General features: G+C 33.9%; 22 protein-coding genes. 11 read left to right on the top strand and 11 right to left on the bottom strand.

Annotated features, from left to right (window positions below; translation table 11 throughout):
- The first annotated feature begins 9 nt into the window (after window positions 1–9).
- The 10 genes from Q0975_RS03815 (at window position 10) to Q0975_RS03765 (ending at window position 13339) form a co-directional block, all read left to right on the top strand.
- Window positions 10–1695: an AMP-binding protein gene (locus Q0975_RS03815; RefSeq protein WP_299433316.1), complete on the top strand. Its 1686-nt coding sequence runs from the start codon at window positions 10–12 to the stop codon at window positions 1693–1695.
- The gene (locus Q0975_RS03810) at window positions 1692–2486 is read left to right on the top strand and encodes an SDR family NAD(P)-dependent oxidoreductase (RefSeq protein WP_299433312.1); all 795 of its coding nucleotides are present in this window, start codon (window positions 1692–1694) and stop codon (window positions 2484–2486) included. Before Q0975_RS03815 ends, Q0975_RS03810 begins: the two co-directional genes overlap by 4 nt.
- Window positions 2487–2549: 63 nt before the next feature.
- The gene (locus tag Q0975_RS03805; protein WP_299433309.1) at window positions 2550–4088 is read left to right on the top strand and encodes a carboxyl transferase domain-containing protein; all 1539 of its coding nucleotides are present in this window, start codon (window positions 2550–2552) and stop codon (window positions 4086–4088) included.
- A gap of 16 nt (window positions 4089–4104) precedes the next feature.
- Window positions 4105–6084, top strand: coding sequence for a biotin carboxylase N-terminal domain-containing protein (locus Q0975_RS03800; RefSeq protein ID WP_299433306.1), 1980 nt, complete (start codon window positions 4105–4107; stop codon window positions 6082–6084).
- Between the two features lie 2 nt (window positions 6085–6086).
- On the top strand, window positions 6087–6905 hold the full coding sequence (locus Q0975_RS03795) for an enoyl-CoA hydratase-related protein (RefSeq protein WP_299433303.1): 819 nt from the start codon (window positions 6087–6089) through the stop codon (window positions 6903–6905).
- 19 nt (window positions 6906–6924) lie between these two features.
- Window positions 6925–7794, top strand: a complete 870-nt coding sequence (locus Q0975_RS03790; RefSeq protein WP_299433300.1) for a 3-keto-5-aminohexanoate cleavage protein — start codon at window positions 6925–6927, stop codon at window positions 7792–7794.
- A gap of 2 nt (window positions 7795–7796) precedes the next feature.
- Window positions 7797–8603, top strand: coding sequence for an SDR family oxidoreductase (locus tag Q0975_RS03785; protein ID WP_299433297.1), 807 nt, complete (start codon window positions 7797–7799; stop codon window positions 8601–8603).
- 5 nt (window positions 8604–8608) lie between these two features.
- Window positions 8609–10387: an acyl-CoA dehydrogenase family protein gene (locus Q0975_RS03780; protein WP_299433294.1), complete on the top strand. Its 1779-nt coding sequence runs from the start codon at window positions 8609–8611 to the stop codon at window positions 10385–10387.
- 12 nt (window positions 10388–10399) lie between these two features.
- A complete protein-coding gene (locus Q0975_RS03775) occupies window positions 10400–11905 on the top strand; it encodes an acyl-CoA dehydrogenase family protein (protein ID WP_366888106.1) in 1506 nt (501 codons plus the stop codon).
- A 12-nt stretch (window positions 11906–11917) separates the two neighbouring features.
- On the top strand, window positions 11918–13339 hold the full coding sequence (locus Q0975_RS03765; RefSeq protein WP_299433291.1) for an aldehyde dehydrogenase family protein: 1422 nt from the start codon (window positions 11918–11920) through the stop codon (window positions 13337–13339).
- A gap of 3 nt (window positions 13340–13342) precedes the next feature.
- On the opposite strand, the gene Q0975_RS03760 is transcribed toward Q0975_RS03765, so the two are convergent.
- The 6 genes from Q0975_RS03760 to Q0975_RS03735 all read right to left on the bottom strand — a co-directional run bounded on the left by Q0975_RS03760 (window position 13343) and on the right by Q0975_RS03735 (window position 17962).
- The gene (locus Q0975_RS03760) at window positions 13343–13846 is read right to left on the bottom strand and encodes a hypothetical protein (RefSeq protein WP_299433288.1); all 504 of its coding nucleotides are present in this window, start codon (window positions 13844–13846) and stop codon (window positions 13343–13345) included.
- A 43-nt stretch (window positions 13847–13889) separates the two neighbouring features.
- A complete protein-coding gene (locus Q0975_RS03755; protein ID WP_299433285.1) occupies window positions 13890–14357 on the bottom strand; it encodes a CYTH domain-containing protein in 468 nt (155 codons plus the stop codon).
- A 100-nt stretch (window positions 14358–14457) separates the two neighbouring features.
- Entirely contained in the window at window positions 14458–15291 is an 834-nt protein-coding gene (locus Q0975_RS03750; RefSeq protein ID WP_299433282.1) for a DUF2911 domain-containing protein, read from the bottom strand.
- Between the two features lie 23 nt (window positions 15292–15314).
- Window positions 15315–16418: a helix-turn-helix domain-containing protein gene (locus Q0975_RS03745; RefSeq protein WP_299433279.1), complete on the bottom strand. Its 1104-nt coding sequence runs from the start codon at window positions 16416–16418 to the stop codon at window positions 15315–15317.
- Window positions 16419–16491: 73 nt separating this feature from the next.
- Entirely contained in the window at window positions 16492–17190 is a 699-nt protein-coding gene (locus Q0975_RS03740; protein WP_299433276.1) for a hypothetical protein, read from the bottom strand.
- A 106-nt stretch (window positions 17191–17296) separates the two neighbouring features.
- Entirely contained in the window at window positions 17297–17962 is a 666-nt protein-coding gene (locus tag Q0975_RS03735) for a nucleoside-diphosphate sugar epimerase (protein WP_299433274.1), read from the bottom strand.
- 147 nt (window positions 17963–18109) lie between these two features.
- Between Q0975_RS03735 and dinB the strand changes: the two genes are divergently transcribed.
- On the top strand, window positions 18110–19216 hold the full coding sequence (gene dinB / locus Q0975_RS03730; RefSeq protein ID WP_299433271.1) for a DNA polymerase IV: 1107 nt from the start codon (window positions 18110–18112) through the stop codon (window positions 19214–19216).
- Between the two features lie 28 nt (window positions 19217–19244).
- Here dinB and Q0975_RS03725 read toward each other — a convergent pair whose 3' ends face one another.
- The 5 genes from Q0975_RS03725 to Q0975_RS03705 all read right to left on the bottom strand — a co-directional run bounded on the left by Q0975_RS03725 (window position 19245) and on the right by Q0975_RS03705 (window position 23143).
- The gene (locus Q0975_RS03725) at window positions 19245–20390 is read right to left on the bottom strand and encodes a methionine aminotransferase (protein ID WP_299433268.1); all 1146 of its coding nucleotides are present in this window, start codon (window positions 20388–20390) and stop codon (window positions 19245–19247) included.
- Window positions 20391–20468: 78 nt separating this feature from the next.
- Window positions 20469–20648, bottom strand: coding sequence for a hypothetical protein (locus Q0975_RS03720; RefSeq protein WP_299433265.1), 180 nt, complete (start codon window positions 20646–20648; stop codon window positions 20469–20471).
- Between the two features lie 116 nt (window positions 20649–20764).
- A complete protein-coding gene (locus Q0975_RS03715; RefSeq protein ID WP_299433262.1) occupies window positions 20765–20941 on the bottom strand; it encodes a hypothetical protein in 177 nt (58 codons plus the stop codon).
- A 195-nt stretch (window positions 20942–21136) separates the two neighbouring features.
- Window positions 21137–21295 (bottom strand): class I lanthipeptide, encoded by a 159-nt coding sequence (locus Q0975_RS03710; protein ID WP_299433260.1) that lies wholly within the window; start codon window positions 21293–21295, stop codon window positions 21137–21139.
- 183 nt (window positions 21296–21478) lie between these two features.
- Complete coding sequence (locus Q0975_RS03705) at window positions 21479–23143, bottom strand: response regulator transcription factor (RefSeq protein ID WP_299433257.1); 1665 nt, start codon at window positions 23141–23143, stop codon at window positions 21479–21481.
- Window positions 23144–23148 lie beyond the last annotated feature (5 nt).

The following is a 23148-nucleotide window of genomic DNA, read 5'->3' as shown; positions in this document are numbered from 1 at the left end:
TTTGTTGTTATGGATAGTTTACGAATTCCGGATTACAATTCACTTCCAGAATATTTTTATCACTGGATTAAAGAGAAACCGGACTTCCCGTTTTTAAAACAACCTAAAGGAAATTCCTGGAAAACACTCACGTATCATGAGGCTTACATTGAAGCTTCAAAAATGACTAATGCTTTACGAAAATTAGGATTAGAAAAAGGGGACCATGTAGCGATATATTCTAAAAACTGTTACCATTGGATACTTGCTGATTTGGCTATTATGATGGGAGGTTTTGTTTCCGTTCCTTTATATTATAATCTTTCAGCGAAACAATTGGGACAAGTTCTGGAACAATCGGATGCCAAAATTGCTTTTGTCGGAAAACTAGATAGCTGGTCTGGGCATGCTGATCAGATAAAGGATACAACTCGGATTATCAGTTTTCCACATTATGAAGGGAATGCAAAAGTAACTCAAGGTTCGTTTTGGGATGACCTGATCTCAGAAAGCGAACCTTTATCAAAAGGATATATTCCAGATCCAGAGGAATTATGGACTATTTTGTTTACATCAGGTACAACAGGTACTCCAAAAGGAGTAATGCATGCGCACAAAACACCAGTAAATATTATTAAAAATGATGACCTGAATGATTGGATGGGAGCTGCAAACAATTTAAGTCCTAAGTTACTGTCTTATTTACCATTAAACCATGTAGGAGAGAAAATAGGTATTTATACCAGCGCATTAACACTAGGCGGAACAATTTCTTTTGCTGAAAGTATTGAAACCTTTGCTAAAAACTTACAAGAGACTCAGCCGACAATTTTTTTCGCGGCACCTAGGATATGGACAAAATTTTATTTGGGTGTAGCTAATAAGATTTCTCTCAAAAAACAAAAAATACTATTTAAGATTCCAATACTTTCTGGATTAATCAAAAAGAAAATCCGATACGGTCTTGGTCTGGCTAATGCAAAAGTAGTAGTCACAGGATCAGCAATTACGCCGACATATCTTAAAGAATGGTATAAGAATCTGGGTATTTATCTCATAGAAGCGTATGGAATGACTGAGGTATGCGGATCTATTACAAATACACCTATGAGAGATGCTCCTACAGACTCCGTTGGTAAACCAGTGCCAGGTTGTGAGGTGAAAATAGATCCAAAAACTAAAGAAGTTTTAATGAAGTCTCCATTTATGATGAAAGGATACTACAAGGATCCTGAACTCACCGCAAGAGTTTTAAAAAATGATTGGTTACATAGTGGAGACAAAGGAAGTATAGATGAACATGGATTTTTAAGGATTATAGGGCGTGTTTCTGATGCTTTTAAAACAAGCAAAGGAAAATACATTACACCAAACCCTATGGAAGAAAGAATAGAAAAAAATGTGTTAGTAGAACAAGTTTGTGTTGCAGGTTTAGGATTGCCTCAACCTGTGGCAGTTATTAATCTATCAGAAGTTGCGTTAGCTACGTCAAAAGAAGAAGTTGAATTATCCTTGGATAAAACGCTTGTTTCACTTAATAAAGATCTAGCGAATTATGAACGTGTATCAACGATTATTGTTGATCGTAATACATGGAATACAGAGAATGGGCTATTAACACCAACACTCAAAATAAGACGTGGAGAAATAGATAATAAATTCAGTAAAAATTTTCTGGAATGGCATAACGATGAAAAAAAAATCATATGGTTATGAGCAAAACAGTTCTGATATCAGGAGGTTCCAGTGGAATAGGTTTTACTATATCTAGATATTTCGCTAATGCAGGATACAAGTTACTTTGGGTTTCGCTTTTGAAAGAAGAAATAACGGCTGCTACAATACAATTACAAAATGAAATTCCAGATTGTGAGATTAATTCTGTAGTACAAGATCTTTCTTTATCAAATGCTGCACAGAAAGTTTATGATTGGATACAAGAAAATCAATGGAATGTAGATGTATTAATAAATAATGCAGGGTTTGGAACTTATGGATTTATTAATGATACCGATTCAGAACGAGAATTGAATATGATTGATGTAAACATTATCAATCTATACAAAATGACTCGCTTTTTTTTAAAAGATATGATAGCTATTAATAAAGGAACTATTATAAACATTAGTTCTAACAGCTCATTTCAACCTACACCGAAACTGAGTACTTATGGAGCTACAAAATCTTTTGTGAATCATTTTACAAGAAGCGTGAATGAGGAATTGAAAATGCAAAATTCGAATGTCAAAGTAATCTGTGTATGTCCTTCAGCAATAAAAGATACTAACTTTAAAAAAGCAGGAAAAATGGAAAACGTAAAAACCTTTAACGGATTAGCAGCTACAACTGCAGAAGAAGTAGCTAAGGATGTTTGGAATGGTTTTATAAAGGGGAAAAGTTTTATAGTGAGCGGATGGAAAATGCGGATGTTATACCGAGTATCAGGGATGATTCCGTATAAAGTTCAACAGTTTTTGGTAAGAAAAGAAATTAAAGAAGTGCATTAAATGAGGGCATTAAGATCAAATATTAATACAGCAAGTGCTTGCTTCCGGGAAAATAAACAGGCGATGCTTGACCTAGTAAAAAAACTAGATGAACATTTCGAGGAAAGCCGTTTTCAAGGAAAGGAAAAATCTATACATAGAGCAAGAAGCCGAAATAAGCTGTTGGCAAGAGAACGCATCGAATTGCTTTTGGATAGAGACAGTCCATTTTTGGAACTTTTACCATTAGCTGGAATGCAGAAAAAAGATGGATTTGGAACTGGAGGTACGAGTGTTTCTGGAATTGGATTAGTAGAAGGGAAACTATGCATGATCAATTCTAATGTCGGCACTCGAAAAGGTGGGTCTGTAGATTATGCAACTGTTTTTAAGGGTTTTAGAATAGGACAGATTAGTCGAGAATGTAAACTACCTTCTATAAATCTTGTAGAAAGTGGAGGTGCTAATCTTACGGATCAAGCGAAAATTTTTAATTATGGAGGTGAAGGATTTCGAGAAATCACCAGAAGGTCAGAAATGGGAATCCCTACAATATCAGTAGTTTTTGGTAATGCTACAGCGGGAGGAGCTTATGTACCTGGGATGTCTGATTATGCAATCTTTCAGAAAAAATCGGCAAAAGTATTTCTGGCAGGTCCTCCATTGGTAAAGATGGCAACCAATGAGGAAGCTACAGATGAAGAACTAGGTGGCGCAGAAATGCATAGTAGAATATCAGGTGTTTCTGATTATCTGGCAGAAGATGAACTCGATGCGATTCGAATAGCGAGAGAGATTATGGCTTTTATTCCAGAATCAAAACCGCATTTCATACCGGAATCACCAATTAAAGAACCACTTTTTTCCGCAGACGAAATTTTAGGAGTAGTTCCTGTGGATACAAAAACACCTTTTGATATTAGAGAACTAATTATGCGAATAACGGATGGTTCTGAGTTTTCAGAATTCAAATCAGAATATGGAAATACCATGATATGTGGATGGACCAAAATACATGGATATCCTGTAGGTGTTTTAGGTAATAACGGCGTTATTTTCTCAGAGTCTGCTAATAAAGCAGCGCAATTCATACAATTATCCAATCAGAAAAATATTCCACTGCTATTCTTACAAAACACTACGGGTTATATGGTAGGTAAAGCCTATGAAGAAGGTGGTATTATAAAGAATGGAGCCAAGCTTATTAACGCAGTTTCTAATAGCAAGGTACCTTCCATTACTTTAATGATAGGTTCTTCATTTGGAGCCGGAAATTATGGGATGAACGGAAGATCCTATGAACCCAACTTTCTTTTTGCATATCCAAATTCTAAGATTGGAGTGATGGGATCTCAACAATTGGCTGGTGTAATGAAGATCATTCAAAAAACTTCGGCAGTAGCCAAAGGTATCCCATACAATGAAGAACAAGCAAAAATGATAGAAGGAATGCTCATAGCAGAAGCAGAAGCTAAATCTTCATCCTGGCATTCTACTTCGGAGTTGTGGGATGATGGAATCATAAACCCTAAAGAAACTAGAAATTATATAGGTTTTTCTTTGGCTGTATTATATAGCCAAGAAATAAAAGGAACTAGTAGTTACGGAGTCTGGAGACATTAGAATACTATTTACGAATATGAAAAACATCAATACCATATTAATTGCAAATCGAGGAGAAATTGCCTCGAGAGTTATCCGCACCTGTAAAAAAATGGGTATTACTTGCGTAGCAGTGTATTCTGAAGCTGACAAAAATGCGCCATTTGTTAAGCAAGCGGATTTGGCAATCCATATAGGAGATCCAGAACCATCAAAATCATATTTAGATCAGGATAAGATTATTGTAGCGGCACTACGTTCTGGAGCAGATGCGATACATCCTGGTTATGGGTTTTTATCTGAAAATGCTTTGTTTGCACAGCGTTGTCTTGATGAAGGAATTGCTTTTATAGGCCCTAGACCTCAAGCAATTCAGGCAATGGGATCCAAGTCACAAGCAAAAATGATCATGGAACAATCTGGTGTTCCAGTAATTCCTGGATATAAAGGAAAAGATCAATCAGATACAACCTTGAAAACAGAGGCTTTAAAAGTTGGATTTCCATTATTATTAAAAGCGACTGCGGGAGGAGGAGGAAAAGGAATGAGAATCGTTTATGAAGAAAATGAACTTGACAATGCAATTACTTCTGCAAAACGAGAAGCAAAAAATGCTTTTGGAGATGATGAATTACTGATTGAAAAATATATTGAATCCGGAAGGCATATTGAATTTCAGATTTTTGGAGATCAACACGGTACTATTATTCATTTGTTAGAAAGGGAATGCTCCATTCAAAGACGTTATCAAAAAGTAATAGAAGAAAGCCCTTCTCCAGTGATGACAGATGAGTTGAGAAAAAGCATGGGTGAAGCGGCGGTCTTGGCAGCTAAATCTTTGGATTACGATAATGCGGGAACGGTAGAGTTTATTTTTGACGATACAACTAAAAACTTCTATTTTCTGGAAGTGAATACTAGGTTACAAGTAGAACATCCCGTTACTGAGGCAATTACAGGACTCGACTTGGTACAGATGCAAATAGAATCTGCTAAAGGGTTACCATTACGAGTTAAACAAGATCAGATAAAAGCAAATGGATATGCTATTGAAGCCAGATTGTATGCAGAAGATGCTTCTAATCATTTTGCTCCTGTTACAGGAACTATTCACAAGTTTGACTTTCCAGAAATGGAAGGACTTCGAATAGAATCGGCGATCGAGTCTGGGTCAGAAATTTCAATGTTTTATGATCCAATGATTGCCAAAATTATTGTGCATGATACAAATAGGCAATCAGCACATAATAAGCTTAATTATGTGCTTAAAAACTTGATTTGCCAGGGAACCGTAACCAATCAAGCTTTTTTACAAAGGTTACTCCAACATGAGGATTTTAGAGCGGGAAAATATGATACTCACTTTATAGATAAACAGATCAACCTTTCTGATATAAATAATGTGTCTAAAGAACATAAAGAGGAAATAGCGCTTGCAGCAACCTTATATAGCTGGTACCAAAGAGAAGTTTCAAGAAAAATACTAAGAAGTTTTCCTTCTGGTTGGAGGAATAATTTTTATGAGTATCAGAAAGAAGTTTTCTTTATTAACGAAGAGAAAGTAACTATTCAATATAGGTTTTTGGATCATAATTTTAAGATACTTATTGAAGAAAACGAAGTTGATGCAAGTATAATTGACGTAAGTAAAAACCTGATTCGTTTAAATAATAATGGTTTACAAAAAAGCTATTCCATATTACAATTGGAGAATGACTTTTATGTTCACGCTGCTGATATTGGTAATGCTAGAGTGATTAAACAAGATCGTTTTCCAACCAAAGAAAAAGAAAAAGTACATGGAGGATACGAATCTCCTATACCTTCACAGATTGTTAAAATTCATGTTGCTGCAGGAGAACAAATTAAACAAGGATCCCCATTGCTAGTGCTTTCTTCCATGAAAATGGAGACAGTGATTGAAGCGGATGAAGATGGGGTAATAGAAGAAGTATATGTGGAAGAAGGAAATAATGTGGAAGCTGGATTTTTACTTTTAAAAATTAATAAAAACTAACTATGGATTTTTTCGACCTAGGACTTATTAAAGATGCTTTAAACCAGAAGTACGCCTTTATAAAACTAAGAGTAAAGGATCATGTAATGACGCTTACCCTAAATAGAGCTGAGAAAAAAAATGCCATACATCCTCAGATGGTTCAGGAAATAGCATTTGCCATGCAATTTGCCAAGCAAAACAATACTATTAGAGCTATAGTTATAGATGCTGTAGGGGATGTATTTTGTGCAGGTGCAGATTTGAAAGCTTTTATGGGAATGGTGGGAGAATTCGAATCTTCAATTCCTCAGGCAAAAGGAGAAGTACTAATCGGAGAACTCTTTAATAAAGTACACAAGCCCATTATTACCAAAGTAGAAGGAAAAGTATTAGCAGGAGGTTTTTTCTTCTTAGCGGGAGCTAATTACGTACTATGCAACGAAGGAATTGTATTAGGATTACCCGAAGTAAAAAGAGGTTTGTTTCCTTTTCAGGTAATGGCTGCTCTTCTGGAAGTTATGCCGAAACGTAGCGTTGTAGATTGGTGTATTAGAGGATGTGATTTGGACGTTACAGATGCTAAAAATTTTGGATTGATTACACATATTACTACTCCAGAAACTATTGACAGTACTATGGATGGTTTACTTAATGAGATTAAAGCAAATTCTCCAACCGCTATTAGATTAGGTTTGGAGGCTTTGGATACTATAAACGAGCAAGCTTCAAAACATAAATATCTTATGGAGATGCTTCAAAAGACTGTGGGTTCTAAAGATGGTCAAGAAGGATTACTTGCTTTTAGAGAAAAAAGACAGCCTGTTTGGACAGGAGAATGAAATTAAAATTTAAGAAAATATGGCTTTTAAAAAAATGATTCTTTCTGCAGCACTTACAGGAGCCGCAACGAATAGGACACATTGCCCGGATATCCCTTATACTCCAGAAGAGTTGGGACTGGAAGCAAAACGTGCGGTAGATGCAGGAGCTGCTATTGTTCATATTCATGCTAGAGAAGATAATGGAATGCCTAGTTGGAGAACAGAAGTATTTGAACAAATTACAACAGAAGTCCGAAAACATTGTCCTGATGTAATTATCAATTATTCTACTGGAGCAATTGGTTTGTCTATTGATGATAGATTAAAACATCTACCTGCTACCAAACCCGATATGGCTGCTTTTAATATGGGAAGTATGAATTATGCCATTTTTTCCAAAAGTGCTAAACAATTTATCTGGAATGGAGTTTTTGAAAACTCGTTTGATGATATGATTAAAGTGGTGACTACAATGAATGAGAACAACATTTGCCCTGAAATGGAATGTTTTGATACCGGACATATCAGAAATGCTGAACCTTTAAAGGCGATGGGACTTTTACCGGATAATGCTTGCTATAGTTTGGTTATGGGAGTGATGGGTGGAATTCCGGCAACTCCAGAAAACCTAATCCATCAAATAAAACAAGTTCCTGAAGGAGCTTTTTGGCAATCTATAGTCATTAGCCGTAAACAATGGCAACTCTCTGCTATTGCAGCTGCAATGGGAGGAAACTTTAGGGTAGGATTAGAGGATAATTTTTACTTGCCAAATGGTGATATGGCAAGATCTAATGGAGAATTGGTAGAAGCTGGTGCATCATTGGCCAGAATGATCGGAAGAGAAATAGCTTCTATAGAAGAAGCAAGAACAATGCTTAATATTCCAAAAAAGGTAAACGCATAACTATGTTTAAGTCAGATACATTTAAAGATAAAGTAGTATTAGTAACGGGAGGAAGGTCAGGAATTGGTTTTCAGATAGCTAAGGATTTCTTACAACTTGGAGGAAAGGTGATTATTTGCTCTCGTAAAGAAGATAAACTTAAGACTGCAGCCGAAGAATTATCGGTATACGGAGAATTGTCCTACCAAGCTTGCGATATCAGGAATACGGAAGAGATTCAATCGCTGGCTGCTATGATAAAAGATAAGTATAAAAGACTAGATATTTTAGTCAATAATGCTGGAGGTCAGTTTCCTGCTTTGGCTGAATATATTAACGATAAAGGCTGGAATGCTGTAATTAATAATAACCTCAATGGGACATTTTCCATGATAAGAGAAATGGCAAACGCCTTTTTTATTCCGCAAAAACAAGGAGTAATTGTAAATATTACCGCTGAAGTATTACGTGGATTTCCTGGAATGGCACATACAGGAGCTGCCCGAGCAGGAGTAGAAAATTTGACTAAAACACTTGCTCAGGAATGGAGTAATTTTAATATAAGAATCAATTGTGTAGCACCTGGAATTATTGAATCAAGTGGATTGGATAATTATCCAAAACAAATCCAGGATATGTTTGAAGAAGCTCAAAAAGCTATTCCTTTAAAAAGATTCGGAAAAGTAGAAGATGTTTCAAATGCTGTAACATTCTTATCCAGTCCCATGTCAGCATATATTACAGGGGTTTCGTTATATGTAGATGGAGCGCAGCATTTAGGATTCGATAAGATGGGCTTAGCGAATGTACTTAAATCGTTTATGAATTAATTTTTATGGAATCAAAACTAGAAATAATTAAAGGTGGTGAGTTTTTGATCAAATCAAGTGATCCAAATACTGTGTTTACTCCTGAAGATTATACGGAAGAACACCATATGCTGCGCGAAGCTATTCGGGATTTTTTAAATAAAGAAATAGAACCGCTTAAAGATGTTTTTGATAGTAAAAAAGGGACTGAAATTGCTCCTGAAATATTAGAAAAACTAGGGGATTTAGGTTTCTTAGCAATCTCGGTTCCAGAAAATATTGGAGGGATGGGTTGCGATATTAGAACAGATTTGGCAGCTTCAGAAATTATGTCGGATAGTTTTTCTTTCTCTCAGACTTTAGGAATCCAAAGAGGATTAGGGGTCAATACCATTCTTTTTTATGGAACACAAGCTCAAAAAGCCAAGTATCTTGATGATATCCTATCTGGAAAATTGAAATGTTCTTATTGTCTTACAGAACCTGGTGCAGGATCAGATGCTAATTCCGGTAAAACAAAAGCATCGATAAGCGAAGACGGAAAGCATTATATTCTCAATGGTCAAAAAATGTGGATTACGAATGCGGGTTTTGCAGATGTCTTTTCGGTGTTTTGTAAAATTGAAGATGATGAAAACTTATCGTGTCTTATTGTAGAAAAGGAATGGGGAGTAAAGTTAGGCGTAGAAGAGAATAAATTGGGAATACACGGATCTTCAACAAGACAAGTGTTTTTCGAAAATGTAAAAGTTCCTGTAGAAAATCTTCTAGGTGAAAGAAATAAAGGGTTCAAGATTGCCATGAATTCACTTAATATGGGTCGTTTGATGATTGGTGTAGCTGGATCTGCTATTGCAAAAAGAGGTTTTAGGTTAGGAGTACAATATGCTAATCAACGAATCCAGTTTAAAAAACCGATTGCATCTTTTGGAGCTATCCAGGAAAAAATAGCCAACATGGCAATTCGTATTTATGCGATAGAATCAGGATGGAATCGATTAGGAGGTGATATGGATACTCTGTATGATGAGTTTATTGCTGAAGGTTTAGATCCTCTAATAGCTAAACAAAAAGTTGCCCAGGAATTTGCAGCAGAATGTGCCGTAATAAAAGTTTTTGGATCTGAAGTAGAACAATATGTGATAGATGAAGCATTACAAATACATGGTGGAATGGGCTTCTCTGGAGAAAGTGAAATTTCTATTCATTATAGGAATATTAGAGGTAACCGAATCTATGAAGGTACTAATGAGATCAATCGATTGGTAATACCTGGTACAATTCTTAAATACGCTCTTAAAGGAAAACTACCATTGATGGAGTCTGCAATGCAGGCTTTTCAGGAACTACAGTCTGGAAATCTAAAACCCGCAGATAGTAGTAAGCCATTTGGTGAATTCGCTTTGGATTTTTTAGAAAATTGTAAGAAATGTGCCATGCTCATTAGTGGCCAGGCAATGCAAAAGTTTCAACAAGATATTCAGGAAGAACAAGAAGTATTATCACGATTGGCAGATATTATTTCACAAATATATATGTTGGAAGGAGTTATACTTAGGACTTTAAAAAACAAAGAACAGCATCAAAGTGTTCGCGAAGCTATAAGCTCAACATTTATGCATACTTCTGCAGATCTTATTAAGATTGCTGCTAAAGATGTGATTTTTGCTGCTTCTGAAGGAGATATGGGACTAACCAACCTTAAGGCAATTCATAAATTATTACAGCTGCCAATGAGGAATATTATTATGGATAGAAGAACAATCGCAACTTATTTTATACAAGAAAATCAGTATAAAATCTAAAAGAATATAATCATGAACAGCTATTATTTTGATGAAGGACATACGCTATTTAGAGAAAGTCTTAGGGCTTTTTTACAAAAAGAAGTGGTGCCGAATATTGATCAATGGGAAGAAGATCAACGTATTCCTAGAGAAATATGGAAGAAAATGGGGCAGATGGGTTTTCTTGGACTCTCTTATCCCGAAGAATTTGGTGGAGCAAATCTGGATTTCTTTTATGATGTTATATTCATTGAAGAAACTGCTAAAGTGTTTTCGGGAGGATTTGCAATTACACAGGCAGTAGTTCAATATATGTCAGGGCCGTATATTTTGAAATACGGTTCTCAACAACTAAAGCAAAAATATCTTCCAGGAATTATCTCTGGAGAAAAGATTAGTTGTATTGGTATTTCTGAACCATCAGCTGGATCCGATGTGGCTAATATAAAAACAACGGCAATACTAGATGGAGATCATTATATTCTTAATGGTTCAAAAACCTTTATCACCAATGCTATTTATGGAGATTTCGTAGTATGTGTTGTAAAGACAGATCCTAAAGCAGGGCCTGAAGGGGTAAGTTTGCTGATTGTAGATTTAGATAAACAAGGTATTTCTAAAACCAAGCTAAAGAAATTGGGATGGCATGCTTCAGACACAGCAGAACTAGCATTTGATAATGTTAAGATACCCAAAGAGAATCTTATAGGAGAAGAAGGACAAGGGTTTTACTATTTGATGGGAGGCTTACAGGTAGAAAGGTTAGCTGGATCTATTATGGGATATGCCGCTTGTGAAGCTGCAATGGGATACACGCTACAGTATATGTCAGAAAGAGCAGCGTTTGGTAGGCCTATCAATAAGTTTCAGGTGTTGAGACATCGCATGGCACAACTGACTTCAGAGATAGAGTCTTGTAAACAATTTGTGTTATACTGTTCCAGATTAAATAATGACGGTAAGTATGCGGTTAAAGAATGTTCTATGGCTAAACTTTTGGCAACGGAATTGTCTGATAAAACGATGACGCAATGCCTACAATCTTTTGGAGGATATGGGTATATGGAAGATTTTAAAATAGCCAGAATGTTTAGAGATAGTAGAATCGGAACTATAGGAGGTGGCACCTCAGAGATTATGAGAGAAATTATAGCAAAAATGGTTATCGATGATGTCTCTTATGAGCAAGCAAATAAAAAGGATGTAAACAGTAATAATAATAACGAAAGTAAGATTATGAGTAAAATAGAAAATGTACTAGAGACTATTCAGGAAAAGGCAGGAAAAGCAGATAGTTTAAAAAACACACTAAAGTTTAATTTTGGAGAAGATCAATTATTTATTGATGGAACAGGTGATAAAAACCTTGTTTCTATTGAAGATAAGGAAGCAGATTGTCAAGTAGATGTTACTTTTGATGATTTTATGGCTTTGATTAAAGGAGAACTTAATCCTATGGGTGCAGTGATGAATGGAAAGGTAAAAATTAAAGGGGATATGGGAGTTGCGATGAAATTACAGTCACTATTCGCTTAAACGAAATGTATTATGGTCACTGATATTCAGGAAACGTCTATTTCGGTAATAAATGACATATATGCCCAACAGAAATCTTACCATAGAACTGTTGGAAAAACTACCGCTTCAGAGCGGATTAAAAAACTGAAGAAATTTCAAAAGAATATTCTAAAATATCGAAAAGAATTACAGGATGCTATGTGGAAGGATTTTAGAAAACCCGCTGCAGAAGTTGACCTTACTGAAATTTATCCAGTATTTACGGAAATTAGATTTGCCATAAAAAATCTAAGAAGTTGGATGAAACCTACACATGTTTCAAGTCCAGTAACAATGATAGGAACGACTTCCTGGATTCAATATGAACCAAAAGGAATGTGCCTGATTATTGCTCCTTGGAACTATCCAATGCAGCTGCTTTTTGCTCCTTTAGTATCTGCAATTGCTGCTGGAAATACGATTATACTCAAACCATCTGAGTTTACCTCTCATACGGTACGTGTGATGAAAATAATTATTGAGGAAACCTTTGATAGGAAGGAAATTGCTTTAGTAGAGGGCGGTGTAACTATATCCACTGCCTTATTGGATATGAAATTTAGTCATATCTTTTTTACTGGAGCACCAGAAATTGGTAAAATCGTTATGTCTGCTGCTGCAAAATATTTGTCCAGTATAACATTAGAGTTAGGAGGGAAGTCTCCTACAATCATAGATGAAACAGCAAATATTAAAGCTATAGTTCAAAGAATTACTTGGGCAAAATTTATCAATGCAGGACAAATATGTATTGCTCCAGATTATGTAATTGTTCACGAAAGTAAAAAAGAGGAATTGGTTCAAAGCCTCTCAAATCAAATCACAAAACACTATGGTTCTGATGCGATGCATTCTCCAGACTATCTCAGGATTATTAATGCTAAACACTTTTCTAGATTAAAAGCATATCTGGAAAACACGATAAAACAAGGTGGTAAAGTAGTTTATGGTGGCACTTTAGATGAAGCTGAAAATTATATCGAACCAACCTTAGTTACCGATCTTCCTTTGGAGTCTGATTTGATGCAATATGAGATTTTTGGTCCTATACTTCCTATTATAACCTATAAAAATAAGGAAGAAGTGATAGAATTGATCAACTCTAGAGAAAAACCACTGTCTTTGTACGTATACAGTCAGAGTAAAAAAAATATCAATTATTTTATGCAAAATACAAGTGCTGGTGGTTCTTGTATAAATATGTCAGCCGTTCATGTGGGGAATCCCAATCTACCATTTGGAGGGATTAACAATAGCGGTATCGGTAAATCCAGAGGACATTACGGTTTTATTGAATTTACTAATGAACGAGCTATGTTTAATCAAAAGTTCCCTAGTGCTATTCAATTAATGACACCACCATATACAGAATTTAAGCAAAAGTTGATTGATTTAACGATAAAGTACTTTTAATAATTAACGTAGAGGAAATCCTTTGGCAGCCCACCAAGGATGTATTTCTATAACTAAACGACCAGCTTTGACCATTGGGTCCATATTGGCAAGACTGTCTGCTATTTTTTGGGTTGGTGTATTATATATGGTAATCCCACGGATATCACCATCATCTCCAAAAGGACCCGAAATATCGGTATATCCTTCTTTATACATTCTTCCCAGATGCGCTAAATGTAGTCTTTGTAAACTATCTGTGACTTCCTTGGATTGCGATCGATTTGGTCCACGTTTTAAAAAAGCTATGAAGTATTGTTGCATTAGAATAGTGTCTCCTGTTTCTGTATCAACATAATCAAATATTTGAAATCCATCTTTTAGTAATTTTTCTCTAACTGATTTTATAGATGGTGTTATGGTTTCCAGAACTTCTCGTGTCACTTTGGATTCCGTTGTGTCTTCTTTAGGTTTTTGATGACAAGAAAGTAGAAAGAGCAGTATAGGAAGCAGGAGTATTTTCTTCATTTTTATATGATTTAAATCTTCTTCTATGTGAAAATAGTAATTTTTACCAAATTTTATAGGGATTCTTGCTCAATTGAGAGTTGTAATACCTGTTATCACCTGTAACCTCTTCTCCTAACCAATCTGGTTTTAAGAATTCTTCATTTTCATTAGATAATTCTATTTCTGCAACTATCAGACCTTCGTTTTCACCATAGAATTCATCTACTTCATAGGTGTGGTTTCCGATCTGTACCTCATAGCGTGTTTTTTCAATGACACCTTTTTCGCATAATTGTAATAGTACTTCTGCTTCTTTGAGATCGATTTCTTTTTCCCATTCAAAACGGGAAGTTCCAGAATCATTGCTTTTACCTTTAATTGTTAGAAACCCTTTACCTCCTTTGATCCGAATTCTAACAGCTCGCTCAGGATTAGAATTTAGATATCCTTGTGAGATTTTGGTGTTTTTTTGTGCTTCCTTCTTAAAAGATTCAGATGTTACTAAGAATTTGCGTTCGATTTCAATCATTGATACTATTAGATATTATCTTTTTTTAAAAGGCGTAGATTTGAAAATTATAAATTCCATAATTTTTCAAATCTAGCACCTTAAAATTATAAAATGATCTTTATTTAGACCATTTTTTGATATTTCTCTCATTTAATCTAGCCAAATCTTTATTTCCCGCCTTTTTTGATAGTTCTAATGATCTTTTTGCAGCTACTATGGCTTCTGTTTTTCTGTTTAGATCTGCAAGGATTAGTGATTCTCTATACACCTGAAAAAACAATGCATTCTTGTTTTTAGTAACTTTTTGAATATACTCTAACGCTCTATCTAGATCTTTTTGCGCTTCGTGCAAGTATAACGCTACCTGAAAATAATCAAAATCTGTTGGTCCAGAAATGGTTTTTTCTATACTGGCCATGGTCTTTTTATGTGTGTCAAATTTTAGGGGAACTACTATTTTGCTTCGATCCCAAGAAAACACTAATTGTGAACTATCTAAAGTGATTTGATCAATATAGATTAGTAGTGTTTCTATAACGTCACTTGTTTTGATATTCTTGGCTGTGAAACTAGCAATAGGTTCTAGATTTACATAGCTATTCCAATTGCCTGATGTATAAGTGTAAAAATATATTTCCCAGTTGCTTTTCCCTGGCTTCGTAAGAATTGCGTAGGAGCCTTTTTTTATTGGTGTTTCAAAAATGGTAATGTCATCACTAAAAGTGATTTTTGTTGCGGCATTCGCACCAGTTCTCCATAATTCATTATAAGGAATAATGCCATTTTCTCCGAAAATGATTCGATTTCTTTTGCTGGGTCTAAAATATGCGATTTCGATTTCAGTCAATCCCACAGTTTGTGTAGTTTTTGAAGATGGACTTAGAGCAGGAACGGTAAGTTGTGCATGAACTGTTACTAAGGAAATCATGCTGATAAAAAATATTTTAAACATAGTATGTTGAAATTTTGATGTGATTAAAGATTAGAAAAGTACTCTTTAGGAGTAGTTCCCATTAAATCTTTAAACGACTTATTAAATGTAGTTTTAGAGTTGAAGCCTGCTTCTTGGGCAAGACCAAAAAAAGTCATGTTTTTAGCCTGGTCCGTTTTTGCCAAGGCTATAAATTCTTTGATTCGATAATAGTTTACGTATTCGAAAAAGTTCATTCCTATTCGTTCATTGAGTAAACGTGCTATTTCAGGATTACTTACTCCTAACATTTCCGCTAGTTCAGATTTTAGGAGTTTTCTGTTTAAATATGGTTTTCTTTCCTCCATTAAACCTTCTAGTTGAGATTTTAAACTGTCTAACTCATGATTTGATAACTTGGATTGCGCATATTTTTTAGGAGTTACTAGCTGAGTAACTTTGAATAACTGAGGTTCTTTTATATTATAAAATGTAATAAATAGAATAATAAGAGCAATGCTTATCCATATGATCTGCCAAGCAGATTTGTTTAAGAATGGGAGTCCCAAGAGCCAATATATAAACATACTAAACCAGCATAGAAGGCAGACGCCTATTGCTATCAGGAAATTCAGGAAAAACCGAGATTTTACTGTATAACTTAATTCGTTTTGGATGTCTTTTCTGAATTTTAAAAATATTTTAAGACTTAAAACCCAATACGTGATATTAAACAGTAATCCAATAGCAATAAAGAATAACGTAAATCTAAATTTCTCTCCACTTTCTGATCTTTCCTGTAATACGGTATCTGATGGCAGAATAAAAGCAACAGTTACAAATATGTTATATACTAAAGCAGGTATGTAATGAAGTAATTCTTTATACGAAAATGGTTTATTCAATAAACTAGATCGAGTAAATAAGTAAATCGTAGCACCAAATAGAAGTGTTGCGAATTCAGAAAAAACAACCCATCTGTAATTATCTCCGAAGTAACCGGAGATATATAATATGCGACCGCTTAGGCCTACGGCTAAAACTAGTACTAAAAAAGCAATGTATTTATTGATGCTTTTTCTTTTTTTTGGAGAAAAAATATAAATAAACAATAAAAACAAGCTTTGAAAGTATCCGAAATAGACTAACTGATTTAGGAATGATTGCATATTAGTAATGATCTGTTTTTATGTATTCGATGTATGTTTTAGCAACTCTAAAACATACATCGGGTTTAATATACTAGTTTAATACGAACTGATTTACATGTAACACTCCTTTGTGATCCATTTTAAGGTTTTCTTTGTAAAAAGCATCAAATGCTGACTTGCTTTCCCATTGAGTGATAACTAGTAGGTCTGGGTTGTGGTAATAACCTACAGGCGACTTTCCGTTGGTTAGCTGTATGATTTCTTTTCCTCCTTTTGCTATGGATTTTTGTAACCATGTTTTAGTGAATTTATTGAAAGATGCAGCATCTTTTTTCCAATAGGATGTAGCTACAATATATTTGCTTTTGTCTATTTTGAAAGAAATGTCTCTTGGCATTTCATAATAGGTTAAATTAAATATAGACCACATATTTCTACGTTGCTGATGAAAATCCGGAACAACATTATCAATTTCAGCAATGAATTGTTCGCGATTTTTTAAGTCACTCCACTTTCCAAAAAGAAAACTAGTAGGTTGGATATTTCCTTGGGTGGTTTCTTTAATACTGAATCCAGGTTGCGGTCTATAGGTCCTTTTAAAAGCTACAGGGAAGGCAGTCTTTTTGTATTTTTCAAAGTCCTTTGCGATATCAGGCTTATTGGTTAGTAAAAGAATGTCTAGAATTTCTCCTTTTTTAAATTCAAAGGATTTTACATTGGATTGAGCAAAAATACTTGTCGTTATTAGACAGGTTATAAATACTAAGGCGAGATTTTTTAATAACTTCATTATTCGTTTTTTAATGATTTATAATTTTTAAACAAATGTAGAAGCTGTTTTGGATATTCAGTAATAATAGGGGTTCAGAAAGATACGTATACCGTATATGAACGAATTATAGGGTGTTTTTCACCTGTATTTCTTTTATTTCATCAGAAACTATTTTTTTTCTATTGAATTCATTATTTGCTAACCATACCATTGCAGAAGCTATGGTTTCTGGATTAATGGACTTGTATTTTTTTAGAGAACCAATTAGTAAAGGATTCATGATCTTCATTAATTGCTTAAAGAAATATTCTCCAGCTCTTTTTTCATTTCTTTTACCACCGATTAATGATGGTTGTAATATGTGTGTTTTAGAGATTTCTAGATCTAAAACTGCTTCTTCCATTTCGCCTTTGGTACGATTGTAAAACACATTACTTCTTGAATCTGCTCCCAATGCTGATACAACGATAAAAGTATTAATACTATTTAGGCGACAAAGTTCAGCAGCTGTTACAGGAATACCATAATCGATACTTCGATATAATCCTTTGTCTGGAGTTTTAGCATTGGTAGTTCCAATGCAGCAAAATACTTCGTCTGCAATAAAATTGGCAGCAATAGTTTTTAATTGAAGTACATTAATCAAGTGTTCTTCTATTTTAGGATGAGATATCCCAATAGTTTTTCTAGAAAACAATTTGATTTTAGCATATCGATCATCTTCAAGTAATGACCTTAAAAGAATTCCTCCTGTTAATCCTGTTGCACCTAGTATTATTGCAGTTTTCATAATTAATCAATTTCGGTCAAATCGAGCGGAGTCGAGATGTAATTAGATTAAAGATCTCTCGACTCCGCTCGAGAGGACAGAAGAGTTATAACATACCTTCTCCAAAGATATTATAAAATAAGATTCTAAATCCACTATTTTTGCATTGTGGATGAACTACTTGCTCATAGAAAAATTATACATGTTGACATGGATGCGTTTTATGCTTCTGTGGAACAAATGGATAATCCTGAACTTAAAGGGAAACCATTAGCTGTTGGTGGTGGAGGAAAACGCGGGGTAGTTAGCGCAGCAAGTTATGAAGCGCGTAAATTTGGGGTACGTTCGGCTATGCCAGGTTTTACTGCTAGAAAACTGTGTCCTGAACTACTCTTTGTACGACCAAGATTCGATCGATATCAGGAAATTTCTAAACAGATTCGAAAAATATTTTTTGACTATACAGATTTGGTAGAACCTTTGTCATTAGATGAGGCATATCTGGACGTAACAGAAAATAAAAAAGGAAACCCAAGCGCCTCTTTGATTGCTCAAGAGATCAGACAACAAATTTTTGATGAAGTTGGACTGACTGCCTCTGCAGGAGTATCCATTAATAAATTTATTGCTAAGGTAGCAAGTGATTATAATAAACCCAATGGCCAAAAAACGGTAAACCCGGAAGAAGTAATCGAATTCTTAGAAGATCTGGATGTTAAAAAATTCTACGGCGTTGGGAAGGTTACACAAGCCAAGATGTACAAAATGGGAATTTATACAGGGAAAGATCTAAAGACTAAATCAGAAGAATTCCTAACCCAACATTTTGGTAAATCTGGGGGGCATTATTATAATATTGTTAGAGGAATACACTTGAGCGAAGTGAAACCAAATAGAGAACGAAAATCATTGGCTGCAGAAAGAACTTTTAACGAAAATATATCTTCAGAAATATATATGCTGGAACGATTAGAAAACATCGCTGAAGAATTGCAAAAAAGATTAAAAAGGAGCAAAGTATCTGGAAGAACCGTAACTTTAAAGATTAAATACAGTGATTTCACACTTCAAACTCGTAGTAAGACATTACCGTATTTTGTAAATGATGCTGCAATACTATTAGAGACTTCAAAAGAATTATTGTATCAATCAGAAATGAAGAATTCTGTTCGATTATTGGGTATTTCACTTTCAAATTTAAATACAGGCAAAAAAGATCAAAAAAAGAAAGAAAAAGAAGAAGTAGAGATTATTCAGTTGCGATTCGATTTTTAGAAGTTATATCATATTAATTGGCAATAGTTTATATGCTACATAAAATCTCTGCCGCACGTTTTAGTGTATCTTCTGTTTTAGCAAAACAAAATCGTAGTACTTTATCATCCTGTTGATTCATATTAAACACGGAAACAGGAATCGAAGCAATTTTATGCTCTTTTGTTAACCTTTCGGCGAAAGCCACATCACCTTCATCCGTAATGGCAGCATACTCTAATAACTGGAAATAAGTTCCCGCTGCAGGAATGTATGAAAATCGGGAATCTTTGATTAGAGATAAGAATAAATCCCTTTTTTCTTGATAAAAATCTGGCAAGGATAAATAATGCTCAGGTGTTTTCAGGTATTCTGCTAATGCCTGTTGCATAGGGTGGTTACTGCAAAAAACATTGAATTGATGTACTTTTCTGAATTCTGCCATAAGATCTTTGGGAGCAAGACAGTATCCCATTTTCCAACCAGTAGTATGAAAAGTCTTTCCAAAGGAAGCTGTAATGAAAGCTCTTTCTGCTAACCCTGGAAATCTGGCAATACTCTGATGTTCCTGACCATTAAAAATAATATGTTCATAAACTTCATCACTCAGTAAGATGATATCGGTATCCTTTAATAATATTTCTAACTGAAACATATCTTGTTTAGATAAAATGGTTCCAGTTGGATTATGCGGAGTGTTGATGATGATCATTTTAGTTTTAGAAGTAATTTTACGTGCTACTTCTTTCCAATCAATACTATAATCAGGAGCTAACAATTGAATTGGAATGACCGTTCCACCAAATAATTCTATAGAAGGCTCATAAGAATCATAGGCTGGTTTAAAAATAATCACTTCATCTCCAGTGTTCACAAATGCCGAAATGATTGTAAAAATAGCCTGTGTTGCTCCAGAAGTAATTGTTATATCGGATTCTGGATGATAGTTGCTTTTATAAAGCGTATTAGTTTTCTCTACAATTACTTCTCTTAACGATAGTAAACCTGGCATAGGCGCATATTGATTATATCCATTATTCATTGCATTAGAAACAAGATTGATGAGGTGTTGATCTCCTCCAAAGTTAGGAAAGCCTTGTGACAGATTTATAGCTTGATGCTCGCTTGCTAATTTGCTCATAACAGTAAAAATTGTAGTAGAGACGTTAGGCAATTTAGAATGGATATTTCTCATAGTTGTAGATCAAAAAAAGAAGGTGTAAAAAAACCCTGAAGTTTTCAGGGTTCAAAGATGATAAATAAAATTGTATGCCTAAAATATATGACAATATCCCTGGTGACATTTATCAGAAAAATCACCTGTTACCTCCCAACAATCCTGTGTTGTAGAACAACGGATATTTGTTCTACAATAGTACCCACCATTAATAGATTGCTGTTCTACTTTGTCTAATTTTGCAACGTTGTTTAATTTTAAAATTTTTGATAACATAGTTTTGTGTTTTAAATTATTGATATTTTACCTGCTTTATGAAAAGGTTTTGGGTTAACCCTTGATAGAATCAAGTACTTATTGTACTACGATTCTGCACTTAAGATGAATTTTTTTTATAAAGCTATGCATGTTCTATTGATACATGCCCAACCCGCATCTCCAGTTACTATAATACAATCTCTTCTTCTTTGACATCCAATAGGATATTGTATAGTACCTCCCTTAATTCCTTTTTGTTGTTTTTTGTCTAACTGCTCAACATCTTTTAATTTTAAAATTTCAGATAACATAATTTTGTGTTTTAAATTATTCGTGTTTTACCTACTCTTTGACAAGGTTTTCGGTTTCCCCTTTTTAAAATCAAGTACTTATTGTACTACGATTCTGTACTCAAGGTATACCGAAATGAAGGTGTAAAAAAATGAAACATCCGTATTTTTCACAAAATACGGATGTAAATAATAACAGTTTTTTTTATTCCTTTTTTAGTAAGGATTATCACAAATACAAATACTCTCATGAGTACCCATATCAGGTTCGATTACTTCGCAATCTCCACCTTTTATCTTATGCATAGAACTTGTGTTGATCTTAGCGATAGTAAGCTTTTTAAAAGTGATACTCTGTTCTTGTTTTGTTTTCATAATCTTAATGTTTAAAATGAATTATTATTTTTATATGCACTCCAATGAATATGTTATCAAGGTACTTTTTATACCCGATAATTCATAAATAAGTAACCGTATTTTAAAGAAATTAAGGTGAGATTTAGCAATTAAATAGAGGAGCTTTTATCTTTTGTAATAATCTGTTATTCTATGTGTATTTTAACTCTGATTACTTATTTTTTTGATGTAATAAGAAGGGTTTAATCCTGTCTTTGATTTAAAATGTTTAGTAAACGAATTATCCGTTTTATATCCAATTTCTAGAGCAATTGATTTAACAGAAAATGATCTAAACTTTTTGTCGTTCTTTAACCTTTTTAGAGCATATTCGATTCTTAGATCATTAATATAGTCGTTGAAACTAGCTGCTTTATGCGTTTTAATGATTTTAGATAAATAGGTAGTATTTGTTTTTACTTTTTTAGACATGGATCTTAAATCACAATCGGTATTTAAGAAAAACTCTTGGCTTTCGAGTTTGTGTAATCCATTAAGAACAGCATTAACTTTTTTGTCATCAATGATAATAGACTTAGTCTGGTTTTTTTCTTTGGGTTCTAAAGTGTTTATTTTTTGTATTAATGTATCAAAACGCACTTTATTACTTTTTTGTTTTCTAAAATATTTAAAAAGAATAAACATTATAAAAACACAAACGAATAGTAGTATAAAGAACACATACTCTTTATAACGCGCTTTTAATTTATTTTCTAGTTTTTGGGTATTCTGCTTATGTAATTTGTTTACAGTTTTGTTTGTTGCATGCTGAAACTGTGCTTGTAGTGCTACAACTTTCTCTAAATATATTGATTCCTGTTTTTTGTCAATTACTTTATAGCATTTTGCAAATAAGTTATTTATATCTATGAATCTTATGTTTCTTGAATCTTTTTCTTCTAATAGAGGTTCCGTGTTTTTTAAGTAAGAAATGGCTTTATTATATTCTTTTTGCTCATAAAAACAACTTGCCAGAAAATAATAGAGATTTAGTATTGATTTTTTTTGGGTAATCTTCTTATTTATCAGAATATCCTCAGCTGAATAAAAATGCTCCAATGCTTGGGGTAGTTTGTTTCTATTATATGATACGATGCCTTTTTTAGTTAATAAATCAATATGTCCTATAGAATAATCCAACGGTTCTGCCATTGCTATACCTATGTCTGCATAATGTAGCACCGAATCATATTTTCTTTGATCGAGGTATGTCTCACTAATTATGGTAAGAAATTTAACGTGATCTATACTATTTTTATATGATGAATTTTCAATAAGTCGTAATGCGTTTTTACAAACCTCTAATGCTTTATCCAATTGCTGCATTCTTCTAAGAATCATTGCTAATCCTGAATTTACTGCAAGTTCATATTTTATATTTTTATTCTTTTGTAAAATTTTTAGTGCGAGATCATAAGAATCAAGGGATTTTTGATTTTTCCAGTCTTTTAAATAAGCATTTCCTAATTTTATATAACATTTAGATAAAAACGTATCGTCTTCTATCTTTTTTGCAAGTTTGATAGTTTTATTTAGATAATAGGTGCTACGTTCATATTCCTCCTTTTTATAGAAGAATACCGCTATGTTATAGTGCTGTTGTGCTAAAATTAGATCACTATCGGAAATCTTATTAAGGGCGATTTCATAAATTTTACTTTCTTCAAGGGTAGAGTGTTGTATACTTTCTATTAATTGCTTAGGAGATTTAGTTACCAAACTATCAGGAATGATTGATTGAATTTCGGTAGCAGTTACAGTTTTGGTTAGAAACACAAATATAGTAATGAGCCCTATTGATAGAAGTTGTTTTGAGAAGAAAGTCATTTATT

Origin of the sequence: uncultured Aquimarina sp., assembly GCF_947500065.1 — a bacterium.
In the GTDB taxonomy this organism is placed as follows: domain Bacteria; phylum Bacteroidota; class Bacteroidia; order Flavobacteriales; family Flavobacteriaceae; genus Aquimarina.
Note: the sequence above shows the minus strand (reverse complement) of the source record. Positions and strands in the feature narration are given on the sequence as shown.

Coding starts and splice junctions, on each gene's coding strand:
- Q0975_RS03815 (WP_299433316.1), top strand. CDS start 10: ATGGATAGTTTACGAATTCCGGATTACAATTCACTTCCAGAATATTTT.
- Q0975_RS03810 (WP_299433312.1), top strand. CDS start 1,692: ATGAGCAAAACAGTTCTGATATCAGGAGGTTCCAGTGGAATAGGTTTT.
- Q0975_RS03805 (WP_299433309.1), top strand. CDS start 2,550: ATGCTTGACCTAGTAAAAAAACTAGATGAACATTTCGAGGAAAGCCGT.
- Q0975_RS03800 (WP_299433306.1), top strand. CDS start 4,105: ATGAAAAACATCAATACCATATTAATTGCAAATCGAGGAGAAATTGCC.
- Q0975_RS03795 (WP_299433303.1), top strand. CDS start 6,087: ATGGATTTTTTCGACCTAGGACTTATTAAAGATGCTTTAAACCAGAAG.
- Q0975_RS03790 (WP_299433300.1), top strand. CDS start 6,925: ATGGCTTTTAAAAAAATGATTCTTTCTGCAGCACTTACAGGAGCCGCA.
- Q0975_RS03785 (WP_299433297.1), top strand. CDS start 7,797: ATGTTTAAGTCAGATACATTTAAAGATAAAGTAGTATTAGTAACGGGA.
- Q0975_RS03780 (WP_299433294.1), top strand. CDS start 8,609: ATGGAATCAAAACTAGAAATAATTAAAGGTGGTGAGTTTTTGATCAAA.
- Q0975_RS03775 (WP_366888106.1), top strand. CDS start 10,400: ATGAACAGCTATTATTTTGATGAAGGACATACGCTATTTAGAGAAAGT.
- Q0975_RS03765 (WP_299433291.1), top strand. CDS start 11,918: ATGGTCACTGATATTCAGGAAACGTCTATTTCGGTAATAAATGACATA.
- Q0975_RS03760 (WP_299433288.1), bottom strand. CDS start 13,846: ATGAAGAAAATACTCCTGCTTCCTATACTGCTCTTTCTACTTTCTTGT.
- Q0975_RS03755 (WP_299433285.1), bottom strand. CDS start 14,357: ATGATTGAAATCGAACGCAAATTCTTAGTAACATCTGAATCTTTTAAG.
- Q0975_RS03750 (WP_299433282.1), bottom strand. CDS start 15,291: ATGTTTAAAATATTTTTTATCAGCATGATTTCCTTAGTAACAGTTCAT.
- Q0975_RS03745 (WP_299433279.1), bottom strand. CDS start 16,418: ATGCAATCATTCCTAAATCAGTTAGTCTATTTCGGATACTTTCAAAGC.
- Q0975_RS03740 (WP_299433276.1), bottom strand. CDS start 17,190: ATGAAGTTATTAAAAAATCTCGCCTTAGTATTTATAACCTGTCTAATA.
- Q0975_RS03735 (WP_299433274.1), bottom strand. CDS start 17,962: ATGAAAACTGCAATAATACTAGGTGCAACAGGATTAACAGGAGGAATT.
- Q0975_RS03725 (WP_299433268.1), bottom strand. CDS start 20,390: ATGAGAAATATCCATTCTAAATTGCCTAACGTCTCTACTACAATTTTT.
- Q0975_RS03720 (WP_299433265.1), bottom strand. CDS start 20,648: ATGTTATCAAAAATTTTAAAATTAAACAACGTTGCAAAATTAGACAAA.
- Q0975_RS03715 (WP_299433262.1), bottom strand. CDS start 20,941: ATGTTATCTGAAATTTTAAAATTAAAAGATGTTGAGCAGTTAGACAAA.
- Q0975_RS03710 (WP_299433260.1), bottom strand. CDS start 21,295: ATGAAAACAAAACAAGAACAGAGTATCACTTTTAAAAAGCTTACTATC.
- Q0975_RS03705 (WP_299433257.1), bottom strand. CDS start 23,143: ATGACTTTCTTCTCAAAACAACTTCTATCAATAGGGCTCATTACTATA.